Origin of the sequence: Heyndrickxia sp. FSL W8-0496, from assembly GCF_038007825.1 — a bacterium.
GTDB classification, from domain to species: Bacteria; Bacillota; Bacilli; order Bacillales; family Bacillaceae_C; genus Heyndrickxia; species Heyndrickxia oleronia.
Genome location: NZ_JBBOXX010000001.1, coordinates 4661346 through 4684682, shown reverse-complemented (window position 1 = coordinate 4684682; position 23337 = coordinate 4661346). Strand labels below are relative to the sequence as shown.

General features: G+C 36.0%; 17 protein-coding genes, 2 pseudogenes and 1 other annotated feature. Of the genes and pseudogenes, 15 read left to right on the top strand and 4 right to left on the bottom strand.

Features of this window, described 5'->3' with window-relative positions:
* Window positions 1-78: 78 nt before the first annotated feature.
* Together NST63_RS23715 and NST63_RS23710 are read right to left on the bottom strand one after the other, a co-directional pair.
* Window positions 79-780, bottom strand: coding sequence for a DUF4352 domain-containing protein (locus NST63_RS23715; RefSeq protein ID WP_341043874.1), 702 nt, complete (start codon window positions 778-780; stop codon window positions 79-81).
* A gap of 206 nt (window positions 781-986) precedes the next feature.
* Window positions 987-2357 carry an alkaline phosphatase gene (locus tag NST63_RS23710; protein ID WP_341043873.1) on the bottom strand — a complete coding sequence of 457 codons (1371 nt, stop codon included), beginning with the start codon at window positions 2355-2357 and terminating at the stop codon, window positions 987-989.
* 621 nt (window positions 2358-2978) lie between these two features.
* Between NST63_RS23710 and NST63_RS23705 the strand changes: the two genes are divergently transcribed.
* The 6 genes from NST63_RS23705 (at window position 2979) to NST63_RS23680 (ending at window position 11441) form a co-directional block, all read left to right on the top strand.
* Entirely contained in the window at window positions 2979-4142 is a 1164-nt protein-coding gene (locus NST63_RS23705) for an MFS transporter (protein WP_212946210.1), read from the top strand.
* Between the two features lie 300 nt (window positions 4143-4442).
* Window positions 4443-5477, top strand: coding sequence for a threonine aldolase family protein (locus NST63_RS23700; RefSeq protein WP_341043872.1), 1035 nt, complete (start codon window positions 4443-4445; stop codon window positions 5475-5477).
* 102 nt (window positions 5478-5579) lie between these two features.
* Window positions 5580-7190 (top strand): PucR family transcriptional regulator, encoded by a 1611-nt coding sequence (locus tag NST63_RS23695; protein ID WP_212946212.1) that lies wholly within the window; start codon window positions 5580-5582, stop codon window positions 7188-7190.
* A gap of 339 nt (window positions 7191-7529) precedes the next feature.
* Window positions 7530-8798: a cytosine permease gene (locus tag NST63_RS23690; protein WP_341043871.1), complete on the top strand. Its 1269-nt coding sequence runs from the start codon at window positions 7530-7532 to the stop codon at window positions 8796-8798.
* A complete protein-coding gene (locus NST63_RS23685; RefSeq protein ID WP_341043870.1) occupies window positions 8795-9898 on the top strand; it encodes a DUF917 domain-containing protein in 1104 nt (367 codons plus the stop codon). Before NST63_RS23690 ends, NST63_RS23685 begins: the two co-directional genes overlap by 4 nt.
* Window positions 9891-11441: a hydantoinase/oxoprolinase family protein gene (locus tag NST63_RS23680; RefSeq protein ID WP_341043869.1), complete on the top strand. Its 1551-nt coding sequence runs from the start codon at window positions 9891-9893 to the stop codon at window positions 11439-11441. The genes NST63_RS23685 and NST63_RS23680 overlap by 8 nt, the downstream gene beginning before the upstream one ends.
* Before the next feature lie 246 nt (window positions 11442-11687).
* On the opposite strand, the gene NST63_RS23675 is transcribed toward NST63_RS23680, so the two are convergent.
* Complete coding sequence (locus tag NST63_RS23675; RefSeq protein ID WP_341043868.1) at window positions 11688-12131, bottom strand: VOC family protein; 444 nt, start codon at window positions 12129-12131, stop codon at window positions 11688-11690.
* Between the two features lie 85 nt (window positions 12132-12216).
* Between NST63_RS23675 and NST63_RS23670 the strand changes: the two are divergent.
* Window positions 12217-13148: pseudogene (locus NST63_RS23670) on the top strand (helix-turn-helix transcriptional regulator).
* A gap of 379 nt (window positions 13149-13527) precedes the next feature.
* Here the strand turns inward: NST63_RS23670 and NST63_RS23665 are convergent.
* Entirely contained in the window at window positions 13528-14772 is a 1245-nt protein-coding gene (locus NST63_RS23665) for an aminopeptidase (protein WP_212946215.1), read from the bottom strand.
* Window positions 14773-15111: 339 nt separating this feature from the next.
* Here NST63_RS23665 and NST63_RS23660 point away from each other — a divergent pair, with 339 nt between their 5' ends.
* The 8 genes and pseudogenes from NST63_RS23660 to nhaC all read left to right on the top strand — a co-directional run bounded on the left by NST63_RS23660 (window position 15112) and on the right by nhaC (window position 23336).
* The gene (locus tag NST63_RS23660; protein WP_341043867.1) at window positions 15112-15924 is read left to right on the top strand and encodes a DUF2262 domain-containing protein; all 813 of its coding nucleotides are present in this window, start codon (window positions 15112-15114) and stop codon (window positions 15922-15924) included.
* A gap of 316 nt (window positions 15925-16240) precedes the next feature.
* Window positions 16241-17671, top strand: a complete 1431-nt coding sequence (gene aspA, locus NST63_RS23655; protein ID WP_058004544.1) for an aspartate ammonia-lyase — start codon at window positions 16241-16243, stop codon at window positions 17669-17671.
* 388 nt (window positions 17672-18059) lie between these two features.
* Window positions 18060-18680, top strand: coding sequence for a nitroreductase family protein (locus tag NST63_RS23650; protein ID WP_212946217.1), 621 nt, complete (start codon window positions 18060-18062; stop codon window positions 18678-18680).
* 1 nt (window position 18681) lies between these two features.
* Window positions 18682-18839 (top strand): annotated as a pseudogene (locus NST63_RS23645) (ring-cleaving dioxygenase); the annotation flags it as partial.
* Between the two features lie 24 nt (window positions 18840-18863).
* A complete protein-coding gene (locus tag NST63_RS23640) occupies window positions 18864-19472 on the top strand; it encodes a flavin reductase family protein (RefSeq protein ID WP_341043866.1) in 609 nt (202 codons plus the stop codon).
* Window positions 19473-19487: 15 nt separating this feature from the next.
* Window positions 19488-20429 (top strand): ring-cleaving dioxygenase, encoded by a 942-nt coding sequence (locus tag NST63_RS23635; RefSeq protein WP_212946219.1) that lies wholly within the window; start codon window positions 19488-19490, stop codon window positions 20427-20429.
* Window positions 20430-20432: 3 nt separating this feature from the next.
* On the top strand, window positions 20433-21041 hold the full coding sequence (locus tag NST63_RS23630; protein WP_341043865.1) for an alpha/beta hydrolase: 609 nt from the start codon (window positions 20433-20435) through the stop codon (window positions 21039-21041).
* Between the two features lie 553 nt (window positions 21042-21594).
* Window positions 21595-21788, top strand: a binding site (T-box leader).
* A 132-nt stretch (window positions 21789-21920) separates the two neighbouring features.
* Window positions 21921-23336 carry a Na+/H+ antiporter NhaC gene (gene nhaC / locus NST63_RS23625; RefSeq protein WP_341043864.1) on the top strand — a complete coding sequence of 472 codons (1416 nt, stop codon included), beginning with the start codon at window positions 21921-21923 and terminating at the stop codon, window positions 23334-23336.
* The last annotated feature ends 1 nt before the right edge of the window (window position 23337 follow it).

Here is a 23337-nt window from a genome sequence, read left to right as displayed (position 1 = left end):
GAGTATCTTGTTTTGGTTTATATATATTTTCTTACTGTGAAAAGGATGAAAAAAGAGCTTGGTTTCTACCAAGCCTTATTATTCCTCTTTATTAAAATTAATTCTTATACTTTGAGATTTATTCAAAGTCTTATGATTCTCATCAAGAACATCACTTGTTTGAATGTCTATCCATTTTACATCTGGCGTTGATTTTTCGATAATAAATCCAAGTGCCCCTTGTTTAGAACCATTTGGTTCAATCTCTCCACCCAGATATTCAATATAAAAATCATCTTCAAAATTTTTAATCTCTCCATTACTTGTTTCTAAATGAGCAATTGGCCCAAAATGTACTTTTTGGTTCGATTGGTTGATCAGTTCAATTTCTATTTTAATAAAATCGAATTCCTCATATTTTTCCGTAAATTGATGGAAATAGTCCATTAAAGAATACGTAGGTGTATTATGAATGAGCTTAACATTCTTGATTTTCATTTCAACTGGTCCAATAGTATATAATTTATTCTGAGAAGCGATTTCCTTTAAAGTGACAGTCCCCTTACTATCATTAATTGTTTTTCCTGCATTAAGGAGCTTCGTATCATCTGAAACTTGAGGATTAGGGACATAAATATCAGCTAAAGATTTTGCTCTCTTTTTTTCTTTTTCTGTTCGATCTTGTTCAGATGGATGATCCTGTTTTTCTGTTGCTTTAACAGGAGATACCGAAGTTGAAGCAGTTTTACATCCGCTTAAAATTAGGGATAAAGCGAGTATAATGGGAGTTAGTACTTTCATAAAAAAATCTCCTTCCTTACTTATGGGAAAATAAAAATAGGATCGATTATTGATGATTGAAAACGAATAATTCCATAAGCTGATTACGGTCAAATAATGAAGGATAGCTAGAGACTTAGTCTGATTAATTCCGAATCAATCTACATGTAAAAAGGAACCCGTTGAACAATTGTACAACGGGGAATTAAATGATTTTATAAACTAGATCACTTTCCGTTTTTTAAAATCTCGAAAATTAGTTTGGCTTGGTCTGTATTATCAATATTTCCAGCAAATAAGTCGCTACCTGGCCCAAACGCGTACACGTTCACATCTTCACCTGTATGACCACCCGTTGTCCATCCAGTAAAAGATCGATTATCAAAGATAGCCTCAATCGCATTATCTATCTCTGTAACGTCTTTAGATTCAGCAGACTTTTTAACCGATTGGATTTCTTGAGCTGTGAGCTGTAAGTCAATGTATTTCTTTAAAGTTTGTTCTACATCGGCACCTTTAGCAATCTGTTCTGCTATATAGTCTGGTGTGCGTTTTGCTGCTGCAATGGGTGCCCCAAACCAATTATATTCACCCTTGGCTCCGATGGAGAATCCTCCGGTTGAATGGTCAGCTGTTGCCACTACTAGTGTATGTTTATCTTTTTTTGCAAAGTCTATTGCTGCTTTAAATGCCTGTTCAAAGTCTTCCATTTCACTCATTGAACCAACAATATCATTATCATGTCCAGCCCAGTCGATCTGGCTCCCTTCAACCATTAAGAAAAAGCCTTTTTTATTTTTGCTTAATTTATCTAATGCTGTTTCAGTCATGTCTTTTAAAGAAGGCATAGATTCATCACGATCAAGCATTTTTGGCATGCCACCTTGAGCAAATAATCCTAAAATATGAGAGCTTTTGCTATTTAACATGTCATTTTTATTTGTTACATATGAATAGCCCGCTTTTTGAAATTCTTTTGTTAAATCCCGATCAGAGCGTACAAAGTTACTTTTACCCCCACCAAGCAAGACATCAATCTTATGTTCTCCATTAATCATTTCATCATAGTAATCATCGGCAATCGCATTCATATTTTTACGATTTACATCATGAGCACCGTAAGAAGCAGGTGTTGCATGAGTGATTTCAGAGGTTGCTACTAGTCCGGTGGATTTTCCCTTAGCTTTAGCAGCTTCAAGAACCGTTTCTACTGAGGAACCATCATTATCAACACCAATCGCCGCATTATATGTTTTAATCCCGGCAGACATGGCTGTTGCAGCAGCTGCTGAGTCTGTAACATTTTGATTAGGGTCTTCTGGATAAGTCTTTTGTTGCCCGACAAGATATTTATCAAATTCTGTTAGTTCTACTTCTTTTGTTGATGGATCATCCTTTAAATAACGATAAGCAGAAGTGTACGAAACTCCCATCCCGTCTCCGATTAAGAAAATAACATTCTTAATTTTTGCATCGTTTTGTTTAGCTTCAATGGCTTTAACATCATCATTATGTAAAGAACCAAACAAAGCTCCAAGCGCTACCGTAGAAAGAACAGCCACAGGCAAAATCCTCTTTTTAAATCGGTTTTTAAACATCATCAGAACCCCCTAAAATTTTTCATTCAATAAATTCGAACTTCTATTAAACTATAAAATATTTTTGTTAATCTAGTATTAAAACAATGTAAAGATTTATGATGGTGGGACAGGGGGTCGGTTCCGACGTCCCAAACTGTGGGACAAAGGGTCGGTTCCAATGTCCCATCAATATAAAAATGTGAGAAGTTTGCATTTCTATAAAATTTGGTGTTTAACCATTAGGAAATTGCACGATGATTTTTTGATTTAGATCATTTTTACGTAGCTATCAAAGTTTTTATATTTTTTAAAATTGGTGTAAAATACATTTTTAGGGATAAAGGTAGCTCAATTTCCACTGTGGCTTAGTAAGTAACACAGGACTGCACACATTTGGGCTATAATAAGGGATTATTACGCAAGAATTATATATAAACTAGTATTAAAAAATCGTGTAAATTTGTATTATGGAATTACGCAATTGTAGGATAAGTGTTGAACAGTTATCCTTATAAAGGAACTTTTCAAAAAGGGTAAATAGGAGGATTTTTTAATCAATGAAGCGCTATATCTATTATTTGAATAAATGGACATAATTTGAACAAGATAATTAAGCTTACATAGAAGGAGTAAAGAGATATGCAAAATCGAAACATAATGTTAGCCATATTATTAACCAATCTATTCATTGTCTTCTTAGGAATTGGTCTTGTTATTCCAGTTACTCCTACAATCATGAATGAGTTACATATTTCCGGATCTGTTGTCGGCTATATGGTAGCATTTTTTGCTCTTACACAGTTAATTTTGTCACCAATTGCTGGTCGTTGGGTAGACCGCTTTGGGAGAAAAAGAATGATTATTATCGGTTTAATTATTTTTGGAATCTCGGAGTTCTTATTTGGGATTGGGAAAACAATTGAGGTACTTTTTATTTCACGTATGCTTGGCGGTGTCAGTGCGGCATTCATTATGCCAGCAGTTACAGCGTTTATTGCAGATATAACGACGGTTAAGGGACGCTCAAAAGCAATGGGGTATATGTCAGCCGCTATTTCGACAGGTTTTATTATCGGACCTGGACTGGGTGGCTTTTTAGGAGAGATTGGTACCCGCCTGCCGTTCTTCTTTGCCGCAGGTTTTGCAGTAGTAACGGCTATCATATCGATCACTGTACTTCATGAACCGGAACGAAATCCTGAAAAAGAAGAGGAAATAGGACAAAACAAAGGGTGGAAACGTATTTTTGTACCGATCTATCTTATATCTTTCATCATCATTTTTATTTTTTCGTTCGGTTTAGCTTCCTTTGAATCGCTGTTTTCATTATTTGTCGATCATAAATTCGGTTTTTCACCGAAGGATATTGCGATAGTGGTAACAGGTGGTGGGATAGTTGGGGCGATTTTTCAAGTTGGTTTATTTGATCGTCTAACGAAATGGCTGGGAGAAATTCGTTTAATTCGTTACTGCCTAATTATCTCGGCAATCCTTGTATTTCTAGTAACAATCGTGAACACCTATTTTACCATCTTACTTGTTACAGTCACCGTATTTGTTGGATTTGATTTGATGCGTCCGGCTGTAACCACATATTTATCAAAAATCGCTGGTGATGAGCAAGGTTTTGTCGGTGGAATGAACTCCATGTTCACTAGCATTGGTAATGTCATTGGACCAATAATAGGCGGAATATTATTTGATTTTAATTTAAACTACCCTTTTTATTTTGCAACCGTCCTATTAGCTGTTGGAGTTGGGATTTCGTTTGCATGGAAAAGAAGGGAATACCACACGACATAAGGCGGGACAGAGGGTCAGGTTAACTGTCCCACCACCACAATATATTTATGCCGAAAAATTAATTTTGAAATAGGTCCATCTTTTGATGGGCTTTTTTTTAATAAATAGGATGATTACATTTTCATGCGAATAAATCAGTAAATACATGAGAATTAGGTGAATTTCGTGGGAATTACTACACCTAGACTGGGACACTGGACCTGACCCCTTGTCCCACTTTTTTGCATTTTAGTACGTCAAAGTAGTAGAATTTGAGAATCAGTATATTCTTAAAAAAAGTAATTTTAGGGGTGAATGGTAATGATTAATTTTCAAAGTGATTATTTGGAAGGGTGCCATCCGAAAATTTTAGAAAAATTAGTAGAGACGAATTTTAGGCAATCTTCAGGATATGGGAATGATGAGTATTCAAAGGATGCTATTCTTAAAATAAAGGCTGCCTGTAATAAAGAAGATATAGATGTGCATTTTTTGGTAGGAGGAACACAGGCCAATTCTATTATTATTGCATCTATATTGCGTCCACATCAGGGAGTAGTGAGTGCTATTTCTGGGCATATATCTACAAATGAAGCAGGGGCAATTGAGGCTACTGGACATAAAGTACTTACACTTCCTAGTGAGGATGGGAAGATTCGCGCTGAACAAGTAGAGGAATTGTACTATGCACATTGGAATAGTCCAATTCGTGAAGCGGTTGTACAGCCTGGGATGGTGTACATCTCCAATCCTACTGAAATGGGTACCTTGTATACGAAAGCTGAATTGGAATCATTAAGTAAGGTTTGTAGAGAATTGAATCTTCCATTATTTTTAGACGGTGCCAGGTTGGGTTATGGTCTTACAAGTCCATATAATGATGTAACACTTAAGGATATCGCTCATTTATGTGACATCTTTTATATTGGTGGCACAAAATGTGGGGCGCTTTTTGGTGAAGCGGTTGTGATCAGTTCCAATCCATTAAAAAGAGACTTCCGCTATATCATGAAACAACGTGGTGGTGTACTTGCAAAGGGAAGGCTATTAGGGATTCAGTTTGGTACACTCTTTGAAGACGAGCTATATTTAAAAATTTGTGAAAGTGCTGTAGAGTACGCATTAAAATTGCGGCAGGCATTTGAAGAAAAAGGAATCGAGCTTTACGGGAACTCGCTAGCGAATCAACAATTTCCAATTTTAACAAATACACAGATGGATGTCCTTAGAAAGAATTATGGTTTTGAGGTATGGGGTAAGTTAGATGAAAATTATACGATTACCCGTTTCTGTACAAGCTGGGCAACTAAATTAGAGGATATTGAAGCACTGATTAAAGATGTGAAATTATTGTAGAATATTTAATTTTACTAAAGGATGAATATGGATATAGAACAGATAAAACAGTTCCGATTGATTCATATTCCATTAGCATATAAAAAGTGAAAATGAAGTGGGGTGAAAAGAAATGGGGTAACGGTAAAAGATTTGCTACAATTGCCATCATTTAGAGGGGCAGAGGTGTTGACCGGTAAAAATAATCTAAATCGAACTGTCTCCTCTTTATCCGTGTTAGAAGTTTCAAACGTAGACTTTTTCTCTCAGATTATTCAATCTGTTCAAGATGAGTGGTACGCGGAAGAACTAGTTATTAGCTCATTTTATTCCATTAAAGATAGTGTTGAAAAACAATGTGAAGCGATTCAGCACTTACATGATCTAGGGGAATTAGGGCTGATCTTATATTATGTGGGAATCGTCCTGCCAGAGATACCTGAGGAAGTTCTGCAATTAGCAGATTCCCAGGGCTTTATAATCATTTGTATGCCGAAAAACGATTATTCACTTCGTTATAATGAAGTGATTTATGAAGTAATGGAATCGATAGTAAGTAATCAAGCTGTGAATGATCATTTTGTTAAGGAGACACTAGAAAAGGTTTCCTTGTTGCCAGAACATCTGCAGAGTGTGGAAATCACACTTAAAATGTTATCGGATCGTCTGAAGGCGAATATCCTTTTGACAAATACCAATTTTGAGATTGTGAATCAAGTAATGTGGCCGCGTAATTCTTCTTTAGACGTGTCGGAAATCATTCAAGAATATACTCGATCGGATCTGAATGGGGGCAAGGGGACACAAGAATTATTAAGAACGGTTCCCAATGGTTTCGTAGAACATAAAAGTATACATCAAAAAAATGGAGAGATGCTTCATCTATTTCTTATTAAAGAGAATACGAGATTGCAGGCGAAAATTATAGAAAAAATCAGTGAAATCGTACAAGTCGCGATCAATTTATGGGGAGACAAGCATGATGAAGTGAGCGAATATGCCTTGGTAAAAGCGATTATTAATGATGAAAGTGAAAAAATGCGTAGATTAGCAAAGAAGCTTCATATTGATGTATCCGCTATTCAAATGATGTGGTTAGTTTATATAAACGATTTGTCGGAAGAACGGGGGATTAGAGAAGAGCTGGAAGAGCAGCTTTCGAAATATTATAAAACGAGAGTAATTCAAAGCATCGATCAATGTATTGTAGTCCTTCTAGGAAATTGCTTATATAAATACAATGAGTTTGACATTGCTAGTGAGTTTATCGAAACGACGAATTACTTCTCTCAACTGTCGGAAATAGTCTATTCTCCAAAAATGAGACATACAACTGATGTTCGTCGTATGTATCAATTGGTCAATCAAGTAGGAAAAAAAGTACATTCAATCTATCCTAAGAGAAAACTGTATACAGCAGCAGAGGTTCGGTCAATGAAGCGTGCCATTGACTTCAGTAAGCAGGGAGAAGAAATGATTGAAGAATGTTTTTCAGTTATTTCTCCTATTCTAAATGATGAAGAATCTATGAGAACTTTGATGACCTTCCTCTTAGATGCAAATGGAAATTTTGATATATGTGGAAAGCTTTTATATATTCACAAAAATACAGTGAAATATCGGATCAAAAAGATTAGTGAACAGATCGGAAATGATGTAACGATGTATTCTGAATTTTATGATGTGTATATCGCTTGTATGATTTATCGATTAATTAACAATGACATTTTTTAAACATTCAACCCATCATTGGGTTATATCCGGAGTTTTGTCAGAAACGACAAAATTTCGGATTTTTTTTTCATTTTTGAAAAAGACTCACCCCTATTGTTTCTTTTATAATGGGAAATAAATTTAATAGGCTTTTTTCAAAAGGGTGTTTTCGTATAGTTTTTGATGCTTTTGTAAATACGTTGCTGTCTAATTTTCTAAACAAAAATCGGATTTGTGATTTTTAAGATTGTTAACAGTTGAACAAAGTGGAAAATCTGATTTATTTAGGTTTTCATTACTTACGAGAATCAACACTTTTTATGAAAAGAGGAATGAATGGAGTAAAGGAGGGGCAACAATATGAGAAATAATGGCGAGCATCAATCATGGTATAGTCTAGGAATTGTCTGGGCTGGTGCAATGATTAGCATACCAAGTCTGTTAGTAGGAAATACCCTTATTTCTGGTATGAGCTTACCTAAGGCATTATTCGTAGCATTTGTTGGTTATTTCATTGTCGTCGCCATCATGATTTTGCAAGGCATGCAAAGTAGTGATCTGGGAAAGCCAACTGTTCATATTGCCGGACAAGTATTTGGTAAAAAGGGCTCACGAACAATATTATCAATTATTTTAGCCATTGCTTGCTTAGGATGGTTTGGAATTCAAGCCAATGTTTGTGGGGCCGCATTAGCGAATTTACTGGCGAATTATGATATGAATATGCCAATACCATTAGCCTCTTTCCTTTGTGGTTTGGTAATGGTGGTCTCAGCTATCTATGGAATTAAGGTGCTACGCGTAATAAGCTATATTGCAGTTCCATTATTGGTCATCATTTCTATAGTTGGTTTAATTCAAACATTGAGTGGAGATCATTTACAAGCAATTCAGAACTATAAACCTAGTGGTAATATGAGTTTTATGGATGGGCTTTCAGTCACAATGGGGTCATTTGCATTAGGAGCAGTGATAGCGGGTGATTATTCCCAATTTTCCAAAAAGCGTTCAGATGTTTTTAAAGCAGCCATCTTTGGAATTATTCCAGCTGGAGTTCTGATGATTGGCGTAGGAGCAGTTTTAACGATTGCATATCAGACGAGCGATATTACTGCGGTCTTTTTGAATATAGCAACCCCATTTATTGGTGGTGTCGTTTTAATCTTAGCTACATGGAAAACAAATTTGGTTAATGCAATATCTGGTGGAATTGCCTTGATTAATGTTTTTAACATTTCTAAGCAAAAAGAAAAAATGGCAGTTGGAATTGCTGGTACGGTGGGAACTTTACTTGCCGTGGTGGGAATATTAAATTATTTCACACCTATCATGTCTATATTATCAGCAATGATTCCACCAGTTGCAGGGGTAATGATTGCCTCCTATTGGATAATGAATAAGGGCAATATGAATAATTGGAGACAAGTGGAGGGTGTGAACCGTTTAGGCGTTTTCTCTTGGCTAGTAGGTGCTGTCATTGCTAGTATTCCAGTTGTTTTTTCTTTATTCCCTAGCCTGCCTCAAGTACCTAATCAACCATTAACTGGGATTATTATTTCATTTATAATTTATTATTTGGGCTATCGTTTTTCTATACAGAAATCTATCATGTTGGAGGAGAATAAATGAGATATTTAGATAAAGATGCGATTGAACGAATTGCTATTGGAGCAGCTTTTTTAGGAACAGGTGGTGGAGGCGACCCTTATATTGGGAAAATGATGGCTCTTTCCGCTATTGAGAAAAATGGACCAGTACGACTATATTCGGTTGATGAAATCGAGGATGAGGACTTTTTCATTCCAGCCGCGATGATGGGGGCACCATCAGTTTTAGTAGAAAAGTTTCCACGTGGAGATGAGTTTGTAAAAGTTTTTCAAAAGCTAGCGAAATATATAGGGAAGGAAAAGATTACAGGAACTTATCCAATGGAAGCAGGTGGGGTAAATTCGATGATCCCGATTGTGGTAGCTGCACAGTTGGATTTACCTCTCATTGACTGTGATGGAATGGGGCGGGCGTTTCCAGAACTCCAAATGGTGACCTTTAACTTGGATGGAATTTCAGCAACGCCAATGGCCATCACCGATGAAAAGGGAAATATTGGAATATTTGAAACAATAGATAATAAATGGACAGAACGTTTGGCTCGAACAGCAACGGTTGAGATGGGTGCTAGTTCCTTGGTTAGTTTGTACCCAACAACTGGTGCACAGATTAAGAAGAGTGGAGTCCATCATATCATTACACTTTCCGAAAAGATCGGTGAAATTATTTCTTCAAAGGAACAAAATGCAAAAGAAAAACTTCAGGAATTGCTAAAGTTAGTCTCTGGATATGAGTTATTCCAAGGGAAAATTGTTGATGTGATTCGAGAAACCAAAGGTGGCTTTAACCTTGGGAAAATGAACCTTGAAGGAATTGAAGAAAATAAAGATGAAAATATGAGGGTCCATTTTCAAAATGAAAATCTTATTGCAGAAAAAGATGGTCAAGTGGTTGCTATGACTCCGGACTTAATTTGTTTAGTGGATTATGAAACCTTATTACCAGTAACAACTGAAAGTCTAAAATATGGGAAAAGGGTACGTGTGATTGGGTTGCCAGCACATGAAAAATGGAGAACGGATAAAGGAATCGAAACGGCTGGTCCTAACTATTTCGGATACGATTATGATTATGTTCCAATTGAGGAATTGGTTAAAAAGGTGGTTGTAAAACATGTATAAGATTGGTATTGATGTTGGTGGAACAAATACAGATGCGATTATTTTAGATGAACATCGTCATCTAATTCATAGTGTAAAATCTCCTACAAGTTTAGATATTAAAACGGGGATTGAAACAGCATTAAGAAACGTTTTAAAAGAAGCAAATATTGATAAAACGAAGATCACTCATGCGATGCTAGGGACAACCCAGTGTACAAACGCAATAGTAGAACGGAAGAAATTAGCCCGGGTTGGTGTCATTCGGCTTGGCTATCCAGCAACTGCCTCTGTTCTCCCCTTTACTGCCTGGCCGAAAGATATGGTTGAAGAACTATCTGGAAATTATGCATTAGTACATGGTGGTTATGAATACGATGGTCAATTATTGGGAGCGCTTGATGATAATGAAATTAAGAGTCTACTAGAAGAATGGCAGGGAAAAGTAGAATCGATCGCTGTAGTTGGTGTATTCTCTTCGATCAAAAATGATCAAGAACTAAAGGTACGTGATCTCATCCAAGAAGTATATGGAGAAGAATTCCCGGTTTCTTGCTCTTCATTGATTGGTTCTGTAGGGTTAATTGAACGTGAAAATGCAACCATTCTCAATGCAGCCTTATGTAAAGTAATTGAAACAACAACACAAGGATTTATACATGCATTGGAAGAGGAAGGGATTGCTAACGCGGAAGTCTATTTATGTCAAAACGATGGAACCTTGATGTCAATCGAATATGCGAAACAATTCCCTATTTTAACGATTGCATGTGGACCAACAAACAGCATCCGGGGTGCTTCCTATTTAGCGCAAATCAAAAATACAATGGTTCTTGATGTAGGAGGTACGACCTCTGATATTGGGGTTTTACAGGACGGATTTCCGAGAGAGTCTTCTGTAGCAGTTGAGGTTGGAGATATCCGCACCAATTTTAGAATGCCGGATATTATTTCTGTAGGTCTGGGTGGAGGAAGTATTGTTCGTGTAAACAACGGCAAGATTACCATTGGTCCCGATAGCGTAGGATACAAAATTAGTCAGGAAGCACTTGTATTTGGTGGAAGAACCATGACTACAACCGACATTGCGGTTCGTCTAGGCTTAGCTGATGTAGGTGATAAAAGCTTAGTCGCGCATATTGATGAAGCATTCGCTAAAGATGTGCTAATAGAAATTTCCTCATTAATTGAGCAGGCCATCGATAAAATGAAAACCTCCTCAGAAGATGTTCAGCTTGTTATCGTAGGAGGAGGAAGTATTATTGTTCCTGATACGATTCGTGGGGTATCGAATATGATTAAAGCGGAAAATGGTACAGTAGCCAATGCAATTGGTGCATCAATTGCTCAAATTAGTGGGCAATATGAGCAGATTTATATCTATTCTAAAGAATCACGTGAGGTTTCCTTGAAAGATGCTCAGGAGAAAGCAGTGAAACAAGCTGTATTAGCTGGTGCGGTTGCTGAAACGATTGAGTTAGTTGAGGTAGAAGAAACCCCGCTTGCGTATCATCCGGAAAATGCAACAAGACTAAGAGTGAAAGTGGTAGGGAAGATGGAATAGATGCCAGTATCTTGTAGGTTTGTCTACCAATAAATTTTTATATCCTATTGGTAAAAAGAAAAGTAGATTAATTTAAAACGGTTGTGAGACTGATTCGATTCAATAAAAGGGTTCAGAATATACCAATTCTGAGCCCTTTCATTTTAACTGTTTTCGTATCGTTTGTCGCTTTTGTAAAATCCCAATTGCCTGCTTCTAAACCCAAAAGGGATTTATCCATATGTGAGCCTACCATCTACAATTAATTTAGAATTCATGCGTTGTTACAGTTAATTGAATAATTATTCCAAATGGATCTTTCACCACTCCGTAACCGGGGCTAAATGAATTTTTATTAAAAGGGATGAGAGTATGGACTTGATGATGTCTAATAAGGCTATGAAAGATGGTTTCAATTTCTGAGTAATCCTTAGATTGGATACATAATGATGAACTATTACCTAATTGCCAAGGACGTGTTGAGTCCATTTCTTCTTCTGCAATCATGATTTTATTTCTACCAATTTGTAAGACAGAATGCGTAATATAGTCGTCCTGGCCGTTGTCATAGGTGAACTTCGGATCCATTTCTTTCATTTCTTTATAAGTTTTTTTAAATAATACTTTAGCTCCTAGATACTGTTCATAAAATGAAATTGCCTCAGCCCCCTGCCCCTTAAATGATAAAAATGGAATAACTTCAATATTCATTGTATTGCCTCCTTCGATATATTCTTTTACACTTTAAGTATAAATCTAAAAGGTGACAATAAATGGCACCTATAAGGAGAGTCCTATGAAAAAAAGTGAACGTTTAAATCAGATGCTTCGCTTTATTAATAAAAAGCAAATGTTCACATTAAAGGATTTAATAGATGAATTTAAAATATCAAAACGGACAGCACTTCGTGATATTGCATCACTAGAGGAGATGGGTGTCCCATTATTTGTAGACTACGGTAGGTATGGTGGGTACCGGTTACTGAAACCAATGGCATTGCCTCCAATATCGTTTACAAGCCAAGAGGTCTTTGCGCTTTATTTTGCTATGCAAGCATTAAACAGTTTTGCAAGTACTCCATTCCATATATCACTTGCTTCGATTAATAGGAAGTTTTTAGAAGCCGTTTCATTAAAACAACATGAGCAAATTGAAAATTTAAAAAGGAGAGTAGCTTTTTACCACACAGAACAAATACATGAATGTGTGTATCTAGAAGAACTTCTGTTTAACGCAGTTCAAAATAAAGGAATTAAAATAAAGTACAAGACACCGAAACAAACGACCGTGAGGAGTATTCAACCACTCTCCATATACGCAATGAAAGGGTATTGGTATTGTCAAGCATTTGATTTGGATAAATCTGCTTATCGTGTTTTTCGTTGCGACCGCATAACTGAATTAGAGGAAGTAGAACATGATCATCGTCTTGATCTAAATGAAGTAACCATTCATAATACACATTCCTTATGGAAACCAACAGATCAAGCCATTTCATTTAAATGTTTACTTACTGAAACTGGAGTAGAAAAATATAAGCAACAACCATTTCCTTCTATGAAGGTGATAGATGAAAATGAAAAGAAGTATCTAATGGGGACATATGAGCCTAGTGAAATGAATTTCATGATTTCCTACCTAGCCAGTTTCGGAAAAACTATAAAAATAATTGAGCCGTCTTCCTTAAGATGAAAGAATACTATTTAGACTTAATTAATCATTTGTGATGAATATGAAAGTGGGTTGATGATTCACATGATTGCTGTTTATTGGTTTTTCAAGGAATTGTTATGAATGAAGAGCAATATAGCTTAAAAATAACGAGTAGGGATTCAATTAAAAGTAAAAAAGAGGAAAATGGACGAAATTGTTCATTTTCCTCTTTTTAAGTTAGGCTCTTTTCTCAAGCATTATTGCTATTTAAGTAAAGTTATCACTAATAAATATCAACTGAGGATCGCTACACGTTTCATTTTACTGAGAAAAGAGCTGCAATCTCCATAAGAACCGCTAGAATTCTTTATTGGGAGTAAAAGCCGGTAGTTGGGCTTTTATAAAAGTACAAACTATACGAAAACAGCCTTAAGTTATAAAAAATTATTTAGACTAGATTGCCCAGTCTCCATTCCGGAAGATAGGTACAATCGTGCCGTCTTTTTTGATTCCATCGATATCCATTTGGTTAGAACCGATCATGAAGTCAACATGAACGTTTGAAGTGTTCATCCCATTCTTCAATAATTCTTCTTCGCTCATTTTTGTTCCACCTTGAATGGTCGTTGGATATGCTGCCCCAATGGCCAAATGATTGGATGCATTTTCATCAAATAGTGTATTAAAGAAAGTAATATTGGATTGAGAAATTGGTGATGGGTCTGGTACTAAGGCAACTTCACCTAAGCCTGTTCCACCGTCATTGTCGAATACTAGCTTTTTGATTGCTTCATTTCCTTTTTCAGCGGAAATATCTACGATTTTTCCATCTTTAAAATGAACTTCGATGCCCTCAATGAGCGTACCTGCATAACTAAGTGGCTTTGTGCTGCGAACAACCCCTTCCATACGATGTGTATCAGGAGCAGTGAAAACCTCCTCTGTAGGCATGTTAGCAATAAATTCTTCCCCTTTTGGGTTATAGCTTTCAGCACATGCCCAAATATGGTTCTTCGGTAAGCCTAATGTTAAATCAGTCCCTGGTGCTGTGTAGTGAAGGGCATCAAATTGAATTTCATTTAATATAGCTGCTTTCTCATTTAAAATCTTTTTATGCTCATCCCATGCGGCGATAGGATCTTCTTCATAAACACGGCATGTTTTGAAAATTTGATCCCATAAGGCATCCACTTGTTCTTCAGATGTTGATAAATCAGGAAACACTTGCTTTGCCCAGCCAGCTCCAGCAGCAGCAGCAACCGTCCATTTCAAATCATCATTCTGCGTTGCTATTCGCTGTGCCTTGAATGCTTTACCGGCTACATTTTGATAAGCTGCAACTTTAGAAGGATCCACTTCATTAAGTAATCCTGGATCACTGGATACAATCGAAAGTCGACTAACGCGATGATTTAACACATGATCTTCTGATTCTTGGATTTCATATTCAGGAATGTTGGTTAATACTTCTACAGGTTGATGTATGTAATTCAGCTTGCTGATTTCATCATCAGACCATTTAATAATCACCTTTTCAGCCCCTAAATTATAAGCCTCTTTTGTGATAAGACGTGCTAAAGGAGCTTGATCAACTGTGATCGTCATTTTCACCCAGTCACCTGGCTGAACATTGATCCCTTTTGCAACTAAAAGCTTTGCATATTTTTGTAAGTTTTCTTCGAAATTTGGCAGCACCATTTTATTACCTCCTAAATAGTAAGGGAAAAAAATATCCCAGTAATTTTTCATATGTAACAATGAAGTTATGTAAGTTAGTTTAACCTTGATAACTAATGGTATTATACTCTACCTTGTTCCTTGAATATACTAATTTGTTTTTCAATTTTGACAGAAATTTTCTCACTTCAAAAAACATGTAAAGAGAAGCGGAAAAATCACCTTTCTAATAACATAAAAGTATGAATATGTTAAGAGGATTGATGCCTTTACAAAAATTACAAGTATAATAGATTTAATGATTCACAAGTTGGAACGTAATAAGAGCAATTTCTGATTAATAAAGGAATGGTGACTAGTATGAGTAAAACAAGAGAAAAAAGTCATTTTGAAAGTCGATTTAAGGAACAGGTGATGGAAGTAATAGCTGTTACAGGAGCTTCGGGAATTAGTGCGGGAAGAGCCGGAGGAAATCAAATGTGGAATGCCTCAATTCCATTAATTGCCTGGAAAGCCTTGGGGAACAATGAACCTCCTATAAAAGAAGAGCTTCGACTTGAATGGTTGGTAGATGATGATGAATGGGAAAATACAAGAGACCTATTGGATATGAATTCAATCGCAAGACTACATGTACGTAAGGCTGAAAAGTCGATGATGCTTGTTAGTGTAATCGAAAAGGATTATCGCGATGATGAATTAGAAATCGTCTTACAGGAATCGCTAAAGCCCGTTTTTTATAAAGATGATGTATTAGGTATTTTTGAGCTTAATAAGGGTATAAAGGTCTTTGAAAAGGATATTTCCTGGGCTGGTGAAGAGGGATATTTATATTTTGATTGGAATGAAGATAGAACGGTTATGCATTCTGCATTGAAAACTGCCTATGAGCTTTTTAAGGAGCAGGATGCGTGGAATAGGAAAATTAGAGGTTATGCTGCTGAAGAACTGGTTGAATTGGCAAATGAATGGCTCGAGGATAATGAAGAGGCAGAAATGAATAAGATTACAAAGGAAATATTTGTTGGGCTTATGAAATTAAGTAGCATTAGTGTTTATCCAGATGGTGATTTTGACCTATTTTTTGATGATGGAGATATGTTTTGGGGGCATTCAATTATAGTGACTGGAAATATTAATGGGGAATTTAGTTCTGCTGAAATTGCTGGGTAAATAGGGATTCTACTGTAGTTTAACTGATGTTTGAAATGGAAAAAACGGAGATTTTTTGAGAGGTGATCCACTTCTTAAAACAATGGGTCTCAAAGCCTTGAAGCATATATGAAACAGGTGTAATATAGTCTTGGGATATGAAAACGGAATCATTGTTTTAAATTGCTGTAGATGTTTTGGACAAACTGATAAATTGGAAGCAGGTCAGGAGTCCTGTATCCCGCTAGAAAGTGATTGAACGATTCCTTTTAATAGGATGATTAATGAGTATACTATTTTTTTAGTTTTTTCTATTTAATAGAGGAGAGAGATTAATATGTCAACGATAAAAGAGCATATTCGAATTGAGAAGGATTTTTTAGGATCAAAGGAAGTACCTGTTGATGCTTACTATGGGGTTCAAACTTTACGTGCAGTTGAAAATTTCCCAATTACTGGGTATAGAATACATGAAGAATTAATTAAAGCTATGGCAATCGTGAAAAAGGCAGCGGCACAAGCAAATATGGACGTGAAACGTTTATATTCAGGAATTGGAGATGCGATTGTCCAAGCGGCGGAAGAATTAATGGAAGGGAAATGGCATGATCAAATTATCGTAGATCCTATTCAAGGTGGAGCAGGGACATCGATAAACATGAATGTTAATGAAGTCATTGCCAATCGTGCCATCGAAATTCTTGGGAAAGAAAAAGGGGATTACTTCCATTGCAGTCCAAATACTCATGTGAATATGTCTCAATCAACCAATGATGCATTTCCGACAGCTATTCATATAGCCGTATTAAATCTACTCGAAAAATTACTGAAAACAATGGAAGATATGCATAGCGTATTCCAACAAAAAGCAAAAGAATTTAATCATGTAATCAAAATGGGGCGTACCCATCTTCAAGATGCTGTACCGATTCGTCTTGGTCAGGAGTTTGAGGCATATGGACGCGTCATTGATCGTGATATTAAGCGGATTAAACAATCCCGCCAACATTTATATGAATTAAATATGGGAGCGACAGCAGTTGGAACCGGATTAAATGCAGATCCACGTTATATTGAATTAGTAGTCAAGCATCTCTCAGATATTAGTGGTTTACCACTAGTGGGTGCAGAGCATCTTGTAGATGCAACACAGAATACTGATGCTTACACAGAAGTATCTGCAGCATTAAAAGTATGTATGATGAATATGTCAAAAATCGCAAATGATTTACGTTTAATGGCATCTGGCCCTAGAGCTGGATTAGGAGAAATTACGCTACCAGCACGTCAGCCAGGTTCATCAATTATGCCTGGTAAAGTAAATCCAGTTATGGCAGAGTTAATCAATCAAGTAGCATTCCAAGTAATTGGTAATGACCATACAATTTGTCTTGCATCAGAAGCAGGTCAGCTTGAATTAAATGTCATGGAGCCAGTACTTGTATTTAATCTGCTTCAATCAATAAGTATTATGAATAATGCCTTCCGCGTCTTCACAGATAATTGCTTAAAAGATATTAAAGCAAATGAAGATCGGTTAAAAGAATATGTAGAAAAGAGTGTGGGTGTGATTACAGCGGTTAACCCTCATATTGGTTATGAAGTGGCTGCTCGAATTGCCAGAGAGGCAATTTTAAGTGGGGCTCCAATCAGGGAACTTTGTCTGAAATATGATGTTTTAACCGAGGAAGAGCTCGACCTAATTCTAGATCCTTATGAAATGACACATCCTGGAATTGCCGGCGCAGCACTGCTAGATAGAGAGTAGATACTAATAAATAATGAGTTATGGGATCTGAGAATTAAATTATCGATAGTAATTATTAAAAGAATGACCTCTGTATTAAATTTTAAATGGATGTTCAAGGAGCAGTTTAAACATCAAGCGAAATGAACGGTTACCGTAACGAATGCTTGAAAAAGGTAATAAAAAAGCTGATCGAATCGTTTCGGTCAGCTTTTTTTATTGAGTAATTAGGAAAAAATAACATAAAAAATAAATCTTTACTTTTAGAGATTAGTTCTATATAATTCTTACTAAGAAATAGCTAATAACTTTTAGTAACTTAATTTACAATGAATTTATTAATATATTTTTTGCATTATATCTCGAATTCAAGATTTTTATATTCCGAAATAAAAAGAGGGGTGATTAAATGGCTCAATTTATCGATTTGGTGAATAAAAGAAGATCTGCAGGTAACTTTCTTGACAATATTCCTATCACTAAAGAGGAACTTAATGAAATTTTTGAACTTGTAAAACTGGCACCATCTGCGTTTAATCTACAACATACTAAGTATTTTGTTGTCATTGATTCTGAGATAAAAGAAAAAATGAGAAAAGCAGCTAATGGACAATATAAAGTTAAAAGTTCATCTGCGGTTATTTTAGTATTAGGTGATAGGAATTCGTTTTATGAAGCTCCGAAAATCTATGAAGGTTTGAAAATGTTAGGGATTATCAATAAGCAAGAATATGATCATTTAGTTTCAGACACCATATCCTTTTATGAATTAAGGGGACAAGAATTTCAAAAAGAGGATGCGATAAGAAATGCATCTTTGTCAGCTATGCTCTTTATGCTAGCTGCTAAGGAAAAAGGTTGGGATACTTGCCCGATGATTGGATTTGATCAAAAAGCAGTAAAAGAATTGTTAAATATTGATGATGAACACGAAGTAGTTATGATGATCACAATAGGAAAAGAGAAAGTAGAAAGCAGAAAACCAAGGGGCTATCGAAAACCTGTTAGTGAATTTGTATCTTATTTTTAAAAAAATATTAATCGAAATTGCTACAGATCCTCCAGGTTTCGCTCATGATGAATCATACGAAACAATGGGTGAGAAATTAATGTTGCCACCCAATATGAAATGTACCGAAGTCGTCTAAATGATGTATTAATTCCGATACAAGTAAGAAAAATAGATTAGTTCTACGAAAGGAATGATTTTCCAATGCTGTCAATTGACCCATCCTTAAATACAGAAAGAGAAAACTACAAACTTTTAATTGGAAGCATCATTCCAAGACCAATCGCGTTTGTAACGTCGCTTTCAGACAACGGGACCTTAAATGGTGCACCTTTCAGCTATTTCAATATTGTCTCATCGAACCCACCGATGATTTCTCTTTCTATACAGCGTTCTGGAGGAAAACAAAAGGATACAGCCCGTAATATTATCCACTCCAAAGAGTTTGTTGTTCATATTGTGGATGAACAAAATGTTGAAAAGGTAAATCTCACGGCTGCTAGTCTTCCACCAAATCAAAGTGAAATTAAATTAGCTGAGTTAACACTAGTTGATAGTGAAAAGCTAAAGGTGCCAGGGGTGAATGAATCTAAGGTTCGGATGGAGTGTACTTTGGAACACTCCTTAGAGATAGGAGAGAACGGCTTAATAGGCTGTGACCTTATTATTGGGAAAATAGTTCATTTTCATATAGATGAGGAAATTTATGAAGATGGAAGAATCAATCAAGCCGGTTTAGCAGCGGTGAGTAGATTGGCTGGTACAAACTATTCTAAAATCGGAGAGGTTTTTTCTATTGAAAGACCAAAGTAAAGGGAGGTGTACCAAATGTTAAAAACAAATGGGATCCATCATATCTCAGCAATGGTGAATGATGCTCAAAGAACTATTGATTTTTATACAGGTGTACTAGGATTAAGGCTGATAAAAAAAACAGTCAATTTTGATCGTCCAGAAGTTTATCATCTTTACTTTGGAAATGTAACAGGAGATCCTGGTACAGTTATTACCTTCTTTCCATGGGCTAAACAATTGAAAGGACGTATAGGAACAGGACAGGTCGGTGTTACAGCATATATGATCCCAAAAGGTTCTATCTCCTTCTGGGAAAGTCGTTTGCAAAAATATCAAGTATCATATCAATCTTCTTCTCGATTTGGTGAAACCTATTTGGAATTAAATGATCCTGATGGACTACAAATAGAGTTAGTGGAGCGAGCAGAGGGAGAAAGAAACAGCTGGAAATTATCAGACATCCCTGCTGAATATGCAATTAAAGGATTTGCCGGAGCGACTCTATTATCAAAATTCCCTCATAAGACCGCAGAAGTTCTAGAAAATGTATTAGGATTTACCTGCCTTGGTCAAGAAGGTGAATTTCTGAGGTTTAGGGCTGACGGAAAGATTGGAAATATCATTGACATTAAGTTATCAGCATCTGTAAGAGGGCTGATGGGTGCGGGAACTGTACACCATATCGCCTGGAGAGCTAAGGATGAGGAACAACATCAGAAGTGGAGAGAATTGCTTGAACAAGAAGGATATTTTCCAACTGAGATTTTAGACCGTAACTATTTTAAAGCATTATATTTTCATGAAGGCGGAGGGATTCTTTTTGAAATCGCAACGGATCTACCTGGATTTACTGTTGATGAACCACTGTCCAAACTAGGGAATAAACTTATGTTGCCTACATGGCTTGAGGATAAACGAGATGAAATGGTAGAACTACTTCCGCATATAGAGTTTAATAGTTTGAAAGGAGAATAAAGGATGAAGCATTTCTTTCAAAAAGGGAAGGATCCCTCAAGACCTACGTTACTGTTGCTCCATGGTACAGGTGGTAATGAATCAGATTTATTACCAGTTGCAGGGAGAGTTGACGATCAAGCATCCGTATTAAGTGTAAGGGGAAATGTACTGGAAAATGGAATGCCTCGATTCTTTCGTAGATTAGCTGAAGGTGTCTTTGATGAGGAAGATCTACTTTTTCGAACAAAGGAGTTAAAAGACTTCCTCGATGATTCAGCTGAAAAATATCAGTTTAAGAGAAATAATGTAATTGCAATTGGTTACTCCAATGGTGCTAATATAGCGGGAAGTTTATTATTTCATTATCAGAATGCTTTACAAGGGGCAATTCTTCATCATCCTAGGGTACCAAGAAAGGGAATGGATTTACCCAATTTATCAGGGAAATCAGTACTTATTGCTGCAGGAACAAACGATCCAATTTGTTCTCCATTAGAATCTGCAGAATTACAATCATTATTGCAGAATGCTAATGCTGATGTGGAACTTCATTGGGAAAATAGAGGTCATCAGTTAACAATTGATGAAGTTGAAGCAGCTGCTCAATGGTATAAACAAAAATTTAATTAGTAACATTTCGAATCCTAGGTGGGATTGTGTTCTTCTTAATTTTTACCAGTTCGAGCCTTATTTATTGTCATTTATAATGTTTGGCGCAATTGTGAAAGTGTTATGGATCCAATTTTAACTAGGTTTAGGGGAACTTTCTTTAGCTATATTACTAGGATAAGATAGGTCTGCTAAGTAAAGAAATCCTTTAAAGTTAGACATGTTATTTCATAGATCCTTGGGCATGAGTATGGTACTAAACCGGACTCATGTCTTTTAATTTTCACTCATTATATTGTGATTATAAGTATTAATTACTTCTTGAATTTGTATTTAAAATACTGCATACTAAGTAGTTCTATAATCATTAGTTTAGTCGACCATTTTTTAAAAATATTTTTTCATAAGCCGATTTATAATTTCACTCCCCAATCTGTATCTATCAAATCTAAATAGGTCAATTGTTATAATAATCTACATATTGAAAGATATGATCCGTAAAACTTATCATTGACAAACCTAATAAACTTGTAATAATATACCTTTAAACTTCATTACATAAAAGCATAAAAGCATAAAAGCGTTGAACTAATAAAGTAACTGATTGTTTAGGAGTATAAGAGACTTAGTGGGTGGTGTGAACTAAGCCAGGCATTTAGTGAATTACAATTAGGGAGCTGACATTTTGTCCGGCATTGTCGTTAATCGAATGAGTGAACAGTTAATTATTGTTAATCAGGGTGGTATCGCGGAGCTTCCGTCCCTTTATAGGGATGGAGGCTTTTTTTATTTAGGCATTTTGCCAAATTTTATAGAAATCTTACTATTGCACTAGCAACATATTTAGTAATAAACAAAGTGCATTGATAGATAGGAATATTAAAAAAGGAGACATTCAAGATGAGGAAAAACATTTCAATTAGTTTAGCTTTTTTACCTATTTTAACTTTAATTGCTTCAGGGGCTGCATCTATTTTTATTTGGAAAGCAGGGATGTTCATCCCATTAATAATTGGAATCATTACAACGGTTCTTGTTGGCTTGATATGTGGATATAAATGGGATGATCTCCAGCAAATGATGGTGAATGGTGTTTCAAAAGCTTTGCCTGCCATTTTTATTTTATTGGTGATTGGGTTGATTGTAGGTACATGGATTTCTAGTGGGGTGATTCCGACAATGATTTATTATGGCTTATCATTTATTCATCCATCGATCTTTGTTCCAGCAGTTGCTCTTGTTACAGGAATCGTTGCAGTTACTCTGGGAAGCTCATTTACTTCTATTGCTACAATTGGTTTAGCATTTATGGTGATCGGTGAGGGAATGGGGTTTCCCCCAGGTATCATTGCTGGTGCGGTTATGTCAGGTGCATTTTTTGGCGATAAATTATCACCTTTATCAGACACGACCAATATTGCACCTGCGATGGCAGAAACAGATTTATTTAGTCATGTTCGTCATATGCTGTGGGATACGATTCCTGCTTTTATCATTTCATTGATTTTATACGGTATATTTAGTGGTGGTTCTCATCGGCATACGATTGATACAGACAAAATTGATATGATTTTAACAGGGATTCAGAAGTCATTTTTAATTCATCCATTCCTGCTTTTATTACCTGTTCTTACTATTATTCTTATGATGAAACGTTTACCTGCTTTACCTACATTAATGATTGTTGGATTGTTAGGTGGTGTCTTCGCCTATTTCCTACAGGGCCAGTCTCTCACTTCTATTGTAAATACAATGACGAATGGTTTCCATGCTGAATCTGGTGTAAAGGAATTGGATGCATTGTTAAATAGTGGTGGAATCGCTTCGATGTTGAATACAATTGGATTGTTAACGATTGCTACCGCTTTAGGTGGTCTTTTAGAAGGAACGAGTATTTTTCAAACACTCATTCGACCGATCGTTAAAAAAATCAAGTCTGCTAGTTCACTGATTGTTACAACCATTGTATCCACATTTATCGTGGCATTTGCAAGCGGTGCACAATTTTTAGCGATTATCCTGCCGGCAAGAACGTTTGTTGAAACATATAAAGATTTAAAAATTGATACTAAAAATTTATCTAGATGTGTGGAAGCTGCAGGAACAGTAGGGATTACTTTGGTTCCTTGGGGAGTGCCTGCTGTTTTCGCAGCGAATATGTTAGGGGTAGGCGTTGAGCAATTTATACCTTATCTTTTCTTTGCATTCCTTGTGCCAGTTATTAATATCATTTATGGGATTACGGGATGGACAATTACGAAAAAAGATTATCAAGAAAAGTCGTTGGAAGAAACCGAATCATTAGGAGGAAATTAAC